Consider the following 9,007-nt stretch of genomic DNA (forward strand, 5'->3'; position numbering starts at 1 on the left):
GTCGTGGGGGTGGGCCGCGACTGCTGGGCGCGCGGGCTGCGTACGGGCTCGCCGGCGGTGCTGACCAGATCATCGCCGAGGATCACGACGACTCCACCGGCCGCCACGGTGACCACCAGCACGGCGAGCACCATGAGCATGACCGCGCGAAACGAGGGAAGACCGGACACGCGGCACACGTTAACCCACCCGCCGGAAATATCACTTGCCGTCCGGACACTCGGTGCGCGATGGTGAGGTCCTTGACGTAAGGGGGAAACGGCGTGGTCGGGCCTTACCGGGGGTTGTTCACCAGGCCCGGAACCACAGGGTTCGTGCTGGCGGGCTTCATCGGGCGGATGCCGATGTCGATGCTGGGCATCGGGGTCGTGCTGCTGGTCCAGACCCTGACGGGCTCGTACGCCGTGGCGGGCGCGGTGGCCGCCACCACCAACGTGTCGTTCGCGATCGCCGCCCCGCTGTCGGGCCGCCTGGTCGACAGGTTCGGCCAGAGCCGGGTGATACCGCCGTTCGCCCTCGTCAACGCGCTCGCCCTGACCGCCCTCATGCTGTGCGCCGGGTACGGCCTGCCCGCCTGGACGCTCTACGTCACGGGCCTGCTGGTCGGGGCCACGTCGCTGTCCATCGGCTCGATGGTGCGGGCCCGCTGGTCGTCGATCCACGCCGGCTCCGGCACGCTGCACACCGCGTTCGCGTTCGAGTCCGTGCTGGACGAGGTGACGTTCGTCACGGGTCCCGTGCTGGTCACGCTGCTCGCCACGGGCGTCAATCCGTTCGCCGGGCTGACCGTGGCGCTGCTCTGCATGCTCTTCGGCAGCCTGGCGCTGGCGGCGCAGCGGCGCACCCAGCCGCCCGTGCAGCGGCTCACCTCGTCGTCGGGCACGCCCATCCTGATTCCCGGCATCGCCCTGCTGTCCTGCGTCTACCTGGGGCTGGGCGCGGTGTTCGGGTCGGTCGACCTGGTCACGGTGGCGTTCGCGGAGGAGCACGGGGTGAAGGCGGCCGCGGGGTTCCTGGTCGGGGCGTTCGCGGGTGGGTCGATGGTGTCGGCGTTGTGGTTCGGCTCGCGGCACTGGAGGATCTCGCTGCGCGGACGGTTCGTACGGGCGCTCGCGATGCTCGTAGTGGGCCTGCTGCCGATCATGTTCATCGGCAACGTGTGGATCATGGCCTTCGCGCTGTTCCTGGCCGGCTTCGCCATCTCGCCGACGATCATCACGGGCTTCTCCCTCACCGAACGGCTGGTGCCGCCGTCGCTGCTCACCGAGGGCATGGCGTGGATCTCGACCTCCATCGGGTTCGGCGTGGCGATCGGCGCGTGGGCGGGCGGGCGGCTCACCGAGGCGTACGGCGCGTCCAACGCCTACGGCTTCGCCCTGGGGGCGGCGGCTCTGGCCGCGGCCGCCGGGGCCGCAGGTTCAGGTCTGCTGAGAATTCCCGAGGCTTCTTCACCCGCGAAGAGCTGATCCGCTACCGTCGGGACATCCCTCGCAACACCCATCACACTGGAAGCTACGAGTTATGTCCCGACAGATCAGTTCACTCCTAGCCATCGCGGCTGTCTGCGTCACCCTCACGCCGACGTCCGCACTGGCCCAGGCCCCCAAGAAGGCGGTCGACTGCGCGCAGGTCAAGTGCGTCGCCCTGACCTTCGACGACGGCCCAGGCAAGTACGCGGGCAAGCTGCTCGACACGCTCAAGAAGTACGACGTGAAGGCGACGTTCTTCCTTGAGGGCCAGTACGTGAAGAGCCGCCCGTCCTACGTCAAGCGCATGGTCGCCGAGGGCCACGAACTCGGCAACCACAGCTACACCCACCCCGACTTCCGCAAGGTCGAGAAGTGGGACGTCAGGGCCGAGATCAAGAAGACCCAGGAGGCGGTGAAGAAGGCGGCGGGCGTCGAGCCCAAGCTGCTGCGGCCGCCGTACGGCATGGTCGACCTGCAGGTCTCCGACGTGGCCACCGAGTTCGGCATGCCGATCATCCTGTGGACCGGCGGCAACGAGGACTGGAGCTCGAAGAACGCCACGGCCATCAAGAAGAAGTCCATGGAGGTGGCCAAGCCCGGGAGCATCGTGCTCATGCACGACTGGGTGAAGCAGACCGTCGACTCCATGCCCTCGATCGTCAAGTCGCTGAAGAAGAAGGGCTACCACCTCGTGACGGTGTCCGAGGTGCTCAAGGGCCAGGACGTCAAGCTGGAGCCCGGCGACGTCTACCCCGTGCCCGCCGGCTGGGAGAACAAGTGAGCCTCCCCCGCGGCTGACCGGGCGAGACGCTGAAGGGGGTGCTCATGACCTTCGTCAACTGGGCGCGCAACCAGTCGGGCACCCCCGCGGAAGTGCGTACGCCGGCCTCCGTCACGGACGTCGTACGCGCCGTGCGGGACGCCGCCGCCTCCGGGCGGCGGGTCCGCATGGTCGGCACGGGCCACTCCTTCACCGGGGTGGCCCTCACCGACGGCATCATGCTGCGCCCAGGCGCGCTGACCGGGATCAGGTCATGCGCGGACGACCGCGTCACCGTGCTGGCGGGCACGCCGCTGCGGGTGCTGAACGAGCTGCTCGACGAGCGCGGCCTGGCCCTGGCCAACATGGGCGACATCACCGAGCAGACCGTGGCGGGCGCCATCCAGACCGGCACCCACGGCACGGGACGCGACAGCGGCGGGCTCGCCGACCAGGTCACCGAGCTGGAGCTGGTGCTCGCCGACGGCTCGGTCGCGACCGTCACGCCCGGCGAGGACCTGTTCGACGCCGCCCGGGTGGGCCTGGGCGCGCTCGGGGTGCTGACCGCCGTGACGTTCCGGGTGGAGCCCGCGTTCCTGCTGCGCCACCGGCGGCGCAAGCTGACGCTCAGCGAGATCCTCGCCTCGCTCGACGCCCTCACCTCCGCCAACGAGCACCTCGACTTCTTCTGGCTGCCGCACACCGACGCCTGCCTGGTCAAGACCGGCAACAGGGACGCGGGTCCGGCCCGGCCGCCCGGCGCCGTCAAGTGGTGGCTGGACAACGTGTTCCTGGAGAACACCGTCTTCGGCGCGGCCTGCGCCCTCGGGGCCCGCGTACCGCGCCTGATCCCGCGGATCAACGCGGTCAGCGCGGCCGTCCTCGGGGACTCGGAGTCGGTGGACACGTCGTACAAGATCTTCACCGCGCGGCGCGACGTGCGCTTCCTCGAGATGGAGTACGCGGTGCCCCGCCAGCGCCTGGCCCAGGCCCTGCGCGAGACGCGTGACCTCATCGAGCGGATGGACTGGAGGATCACCTTCCCGGTGGAGGTGCGCGTCACGCCGCCCAGCGACGCCTGGCTGTCCACCGCGTACGGCCGCCCGTCCGCGTACGTCGCCTGCCACGTCTACCGTCCGACGCCCGACCCGGCGTACTTCGCGGGAGTCGAGGAGATCATGACCCGGCTGGACGGCCGGCCGCACTGGGGCAAACTGCACACCAGGGACGCCGCGTCCCTGGCCGGGGTCTATCCCCGCTTCTCTGACTTCCAGGCGCTGCGCGACGGCCTCGACCCGCAGCGCCTGTTCACCAACGCCTACCTCGACGTCGTGCTCGGATAGCCGGTGGGCCTGTCCGCCTGGTCGGTGGAGTCGGGCCGCTCAGGGTGTCCTGGCCGGTCGTCGAGCGCCGGTGGGTCGGTGAGCTGCGACTCCTCCGACGGCATCTCCTCCCCCGGCTGGTCGTCCACCACCGGCGGCGGGGTGGCCGAGGAGGACGACGGCGGGCGAGAGGGGGACACCGTGACCGTCTTCGTGGGCGCGGGCCGCTGGGACGGGGTCCTGCCGGGGGTCTTCGTGGGCTCCGGCGTGGTGGGGTCGCGGGTGACCATGCCGCGTACGTACTCGGGCTTCCGGGTGGGGCGCTCCTCCTCCTTCTTCTTCTCACCGACCGGCGCGGATCGTTCGTCCGCGCCCTTGGGCTGCTTGCCGGTGACCTGCTCGTGGACGGTTCTCTGGGCCACCGCCTGATAGATCAGGATGCCGCCCATGCTCAGCGCGAACACCACGACCGCCGCCGCCCCTAACCGCGTCCACGGCAGCAGCCGCCACGCAGGCTCGGCGGCCGGCACGACGGGCGCCGGCCCCTTCTCCTCTTCCTTGTCCGCCTTGCCGGCGGGCTCCTCCTTCACGGTCCCGTCACCTGAGGTTTCCGCTTTCCGCACCACCAGTGCGCGCTGCTTGACCCGGTCTGACGTACGCGCGAGATAGTGCGTGTAGACGGCGCCCGCGATCGTGCTGGCCACGCTGACGACCGCGGCGCCGATCACTGTCCCTGCGACGCCGAGATAGGAAGCGGCCACGGCCGCGGTCACCGCGGCCAGGGCGCTCCCCATGATCTGTGGGACGGTCAGCTCAAAAGTCCGCTGCTCGCCGCTCATCCCCCGGATCAGTCCCCTCGTATCGTTGTTCGGTAAAAACTTTCCCGGGATCAGACGCGACGGCGTGTCCTGATGTTCTTGTGACGTGCGCGACAGGCAACCTCGTAGCTCGTGCCCCGACGACTCGGCCTGCCCTCCGTTTACCTCGCCGCGGCTGTGGCCACGGCCGCCACGACCGCCATCCCGCTGGCCATGACGCCCGCCTCCGGAACCTCCCGGCGCCCCGCCGTGACCGAACCCGTCCGGCCCTACATCGTGACCGCGCGCGGCCGAGGCGCCGCCCGCGACCTCGTCGGCGAGGCGCGATGGCGGGTGCGCCGCTACTACACCGCGGCGCTGCCGGGGTTCGCCACCTTCCTCACCGCCGCCGAACTGGCCGAGCTCCGGACCGACCCGCGGGTACGCGCGGTCGAGGCCGACCGGCAGATCCACCCCATGACCAGCAGGAGCGCCGACCCTCCGCCGGCCGGCCCGGCCCTCGCGGGGGCCACCGGCGCCGGCACCACCGTGTACGTCGTGGACAGCGGGCTCGACCCCGGCCGGGCCGAGTTCGGCGACCGGACCTGGCGGGCCTTCGACGCCACCGGCGGCACCGGGCACGACTGCGCCGGCACGGGCACGCGCACCGCGGGCCGCGTCCACGCCGTCGCCCCCAAGGCGCGGATCGCCTCCGTACGCGTGCTCGGCTGCGGCGGCTCCGGCACGCTGGCCGACGCGCTGGCGGGCCTCGACTGGATCCGGAGGCACGCGCGCGGCCCCTCCGTCGCGAACCTGTCCATCGACGGCGCCGACTCGCCCGCCCTCGGCCGCGCCGTACGCACTCTGGTGCGATCGGGGGTGTTCGTCGTCGGAACGACACATTCCCGCGCGTGTCAGCTCACCAAGGCAGGAGTCGCGTACTCCGGTTACGCTCCGTACATCGCCGGCGGCGCCGCCCGGCACCTGCATCTCCATCCCGCCGCTCACCCGTCCGTCGTGGCCTCTTGGCTCAAGTGCGCTCCGGCGCGCGGCGAGATTCGCCAGAATCCTTCGAGGGCCTCTAACCTCCTCATGCGCGACGGCGGGCTCTAGAGGCGATGGATTCCTCGAATGTGACCGGCGTCACATCACCTCGGGACTATCCCAGGAAGGCGATGTTCGGACATGCCGGGTACGGTGCTGGCAGGCAACCGGCACACGCGAGAGACTCAAGGGTCCGGGGGAAGAATGGCGACGCTGACGAAAGGACTCGCATGCAGGAGCTCCGACTCGTCGCGGTGAGTGAGGACGGCACCTATCTCGTGCTGGCTACTGCCGGGCGGGGTACGCGCTTCACGCTTCCCGTGGACGACCGGCTCCGTGCTGCCGTCCGCGGCAACTTCTCCCGTCTCGGCCAGTACGAGATCGAAGTGGAGAGTCCGTTGCGTCCCAAGGAGATCCAGGCCCGCATCCGCGCCGGAGAGACGGCGGAGGAGATAGCCGCGACCGCCGGGATCCCGGTCGAGCGAGTCCGCTGGTTCGAGGGGCCGGTGCTGCAGGAGCGCGAATACGTCGCCCAGCAGGCGCAGCGGGTGTCCGTACGCATGCCCGGCGAGTCCTCACCGGGCCCGACCCTCGGCGACCTCGTCGCCGAGCGCCTGACCAGACGCGGCGTGCCCACCGACGAGATCGACTGGGATTCCGCCAAACGCGACGACGGCCTGTGGCGGGTCAAGCTCGGCTACGTGTGGAACGGTCACACCCGGCACGCCGAATGGCTCTTCGACCCGCGCAAGCGCCACGTGACCCCCCACGACGACGAGGCCCTGCGCCTGTCCGCCGCCGACTTCGACCCCGAGCCGCCCGTGGTCGAGGACACCACGGTGACGCCGTTCGCGCCCCGGGTGGCCAAGCTGCAGCCGGTGCCGCCGCTGTCCTCCGACGCGCTGCCGTTCCCCCCCGTCTCGCGGCGCGAACCGGAGGAGCCGGCGGTGGGCTACAACCCGCCGCCTCGGTCGTCCGAGACGTCGTACGCGCGGCCGCAGGAGCCGCCGTCCCGCGACACGCCGCCGTCCCGTGGGACGCCGTCGCGCGATGCCGCGTCCCGTGACACCGCCTCCCGTGAGGCGCGCGGGATGCCGTTCGACCGGTCCGCTCCACCGCGCGAGCCCGCCCCGGCGTGGGAGCCGTCCTTCGACACGGACTCCTCCTCGCGCCACGCTCCGCCTCGCCACGACACCGCAGACTCCCGCCACGCTCCACCTCGCCACGACACCGCGGACTCCCGCCGCGAGGAGTCCGACCTCGACACCGCAGGCCCCGGCCGCCACGAGCGGTCCGGCGAGCCGACCCGCCGCCAGGACCCGTCCCACGCTTCCGGGCATCGCGAGGGCCCACCCGCGCGCGAGTCCGCCTTCGGCTACGACGCCGCCGGACAGGCGGGTCCCTGGCAGGAGCCGTCACGCGAGCACGGCCACGCCCCGTCGCACCAGCCCGGCCACGCTCCGTCGAGCCAGCCCGGTCATGCTTCGTCGCACGAGCCCGGCCACCTTCCGTCGCACCAGCCCGGCCACGCCCCGTCGCACGAGCCCGGCCACCGCCAGGAGCCGCCGTCACGGGACAGCTTCCGCTCCGAGCCTCCTGTTCGTGAGAGCGGCTATGCCCGCCCCGGCGACACCTCGTCCCGCCGCGACGGGTCTTCGACGCGGCTGCCCGACTTCGGTCCCGGGCGTGCGGGCGAGCGCGACACCGACTCGATCTACGCACCCGCCTCGCCCACCCCGGCCACGCCGCCACCGGCGTCCCCGGACCCACACCCGTCCTCGACGCCGGTCCCCGCAGAGTCCGCGACCGCGCCCACCACCCAGGACGAGCCCACCTCCCAGGACCGCCCGGCTCAGGAGGGCCCGGACCAGCTCGCCGCGCCCGGACAACCCGCCGCCCAGGCATGGCCGACCGCCACCCCGCAGGCCGCCCAGCCGGTCGACGAAGCGGCGCCGGCCCTCCGATCGGAGTTCACCGCGAGCCCGGAAGCGACAGCGCTGCCCAGCCGGCCGTCCGACGAAACGCAGCCGTCCACCCAGCCCGAGACGGCCAGCCAGCCGGCTCAGGATGCAGAGACGGCCGCGCAGTCCGAAACCACTGCCCAGCCGGCCGGGGAATCGCAGACGGCCGACCGGCCCGAAACGGAGAGCCGACCGGTCGCGGAAGCGGTTGCCTCCGACGAGTCCGCAACCTCTCCGGAGGCGGCTACCCGCTCCGAAGCGGCCCCGCAGCCCGGCCAGGAGACCCCGGTTCAGCCCGCGCAGCCGACGATTCGGACCGCGCAGACAGCCACCCTGGAGTCCAGCGCCACGCCTTCACCGGCGGCCGCTTCCGGACCCTCCGGAACCACGGCGCCCGCCGCGGACACGACGTCCGCTACCGACACGCCCGAACCCGCCGAAGCCCCGGCCAGGACACCCGACGCCCCGGACACGAAGCCCTCCGAGACCACGAAGGTCGCGGCAGAGGCGGAGACGCCCGACACCACCCAGACCACAGCCGAGACCGAGGTCTCCGAAGCCACGCAGACCGCAGCCGAGGCCGAGGTCTCCGAAGCCACGAAGAGTGCGGCAGAGTCCGAGGCTCCCGAAGCCGCCGAAGCCACCGAGGCCGTCACTACCGACAACCCCGACGACGCCGACGACGCCGACGACACGACCATCGCCGCCGCGACCTCGGACACCGCCACGACCGGGAGCACCGGCACCGCCGAGACCACGGTCACGGATGCCAAGGAGCCGGACGCCACCAAGACGGAAACGGCCGCCGGCGAAGCCGCAGAGGCCGAGACCTCCGGCAGTGGAGCCGCCGCGACCGCCGACGCCGAACCCGCTGACACCAGGGCCGCTGACACCAGGGCCGCCGACACCAGGGCCGCTGACACGAGGGCAGAGAAGGCCGGGGAGACCGAGGCAGCAAAGGACCGTCCGTCGAGCATTCAGCCCGCCACCCCGGACGCCGAGGCCCGACCCGGCACTTCAACCCAGGCCGAGACCCAGGCTTCGACCGAGACCAAGACCGAGACCGAGACCGAGACCGGAACCCAGAAAGAGGCCGAGGCGGAGGCCGGGACCGGGACCGATGCCGGATCCGGTGCTGAGGAGGCGGCCAGGGAAGCGAAGCCGCCTGCGCCCAAGCCGAAGCCCGCTCCCAGCCCCAAGCCGAAGCCGTCGGTGCCGGCGGCCCGTGCGGGCAAGGACAGCGAGAAGGGCAAGGGCGGCAAGGACGACCCGGCCGTACCGGTGCCGTCCCCGCCTCCTGCCCCGGCCGCCCGTCCGGCGCGCAAGGGCTCCAGGGGCCGCAGGGCTTCGGTCCCGAGCTGGGACGAAATCATGTTCGGCGCCCGCCGCCAGGACTGACCTCAGGCCGCCAGGGACCGGCCGGCCTCGCACGGCCCGGTGCTCATCTGGCGTGCGAGGTTCAGCACCCGGGCGAGCCCACCGCGTCCAGCGCTCATCCGGACCGGCAGCACCGGCATGGCACGCCAGCCGACGGCATCCAGCGAGCGGTCAACGCACAGCGCACCAGCAGGCCAGCAGCTCAGCGGGCCACCAGGTCGATGGGGCAGTGACGGTCAGTGAGCGAGAATCAGGGCGCGGGTGGGTGGTCGGTGGG

Annotated in this window: 6 protein-coding genes; 5 read left to right on the top strand and 1 reads right to left on the bottom strand. The window is 72.0% G+C overall.

Annotated elements, in window-relative coordinates:
* The first annotated feature begins 263 nt into the window (after positions 1 to 263).
* From E1295_RS45610 to E1295_RS45620, 3 genes are read left to right on the top strand one after another with little or no spacing between them, the layout of a single operon-like run.
* Entirely contained in the window at positions 264 to 1,466 is a 1,203-nt protein-coding gene (locus E1295_RS45610) for an MFS transporter (RefSeq protein ID WP_132641254.1), read from the top strand.
* A 55-nt stretch (positions 1,467 to 1,521) separates the two neighbouring features.
* Entirely contained in the window at positions 1,522 to 2,250 is a 729-nt protein-coding gene (locus E1295_RS45615) for a polysaccharide deacetylase family protein (RefSeq protein ID WP_132641256.1), read from the top strand.
* Positions 2,251 to 2,294: 44 nt separating this feature from the next.
* Positions 2,295 to 3,572, top strand: a complete 1,278-nt coding sequence (locus E1295_RS45620; protein ID WP_132641258.1) for a D-arabinono-1,4-lactone oxidase — start codon at positions 2,295 to 2,297, stop codon at positions 3,570 to 3,572.
* Here the strand turns inward: E1295_RS45620 and E1295_RS45625 are convergent.
* The gene (locus tag E1295_RS45625) at positions 3,548 to 4,390 is read right to left on the bottom strand and encodes a hypothetical protein (RefSeq protein WP_132641260.1); all 843 of its coding nucleotides are present in this window, start codon (positions 4,388 to 4,390) and stop codon (positions 3,548 to 3,550) included. The two genes, E1295_RS45620 and E1295_RS45625, sit on opposite strands and share 25 nt — an antisense overlap.
* A 111-nt stretch (positions 4,391 to 4,501) precedes the next feature.
* Between E1295_RS45625 and E1295_RS45630 the strand changes: the two genes are divergently transcribed.
* Positions 4,502 to 5,461 (top strand): protease inhibitor I9 family protein, encoded by a 960-nt coding sequence (locus tag E1295_RS45630; RefSeq protein ID WP_132641262.1) that lies wholly within the window; start codon positions 4,502 to 4,504, stop codon positions 5,459 to 5,461.
* Between the two features lie 161 nt (positions 5,462 to 5,622).
* On the top strand, positions 5,623 to 8,751 hold the full coding sequence (gene sepH, locus E1295_RS50525; protein ID WP_220449233.1) for a septation protein SepH: 3,129 nt from the start codon (positions 5,623 to 5,625) through the stop codon (positions 8,749 to 8,751).
* The last annotated feature ends 256 nt before the right edge of the window (positions 8,752 to 9,007 follow it).

Source organism: Nonomuraea mesophila (assembly GCF_004352805.1).
In the GTDB taxonomy this organism is placed as follows: Bacteria; Actinomycetota; Actinomycetes; order Streptosporangiales; family Streptosporangiaceae; genus Nonomuraea; species Nonomuraea longispora.

What these genes read in the sequence shown, in the direction of transcription:
- E1295_RS45615 (WP_132641256.1), top strand. Translation starts at nt 1,522, where the DNA reads ATGTCCCGACAGATCAGTTCACTCCTAGCCATCGCGGCTGTCTGCGTC.
- E1295_RS45620 (WP_132641258.1), top strand. Translation starts at nt 2,295, where the DNA reads ATGACCTTCGTCAACTGGGCGCGCAACCAGTCGGGCACCCCCGCGGAA.
- E1295_RS45625 (WP_132641260.1), bottom strand. Translation starts at nt 4,390, where the DNA reads ATGAGCGGCGAGCAGCGGACTTTTGAGCTGACCGTCCCACAGATCATG.
- sepH (WP_220449233.1), top strand. Translation starts at nt 5,623, where the DNA reads ATGCAGGAGCTCCGACTCGTCGCGGTGAGTGAGGACGGCACCTATCTC.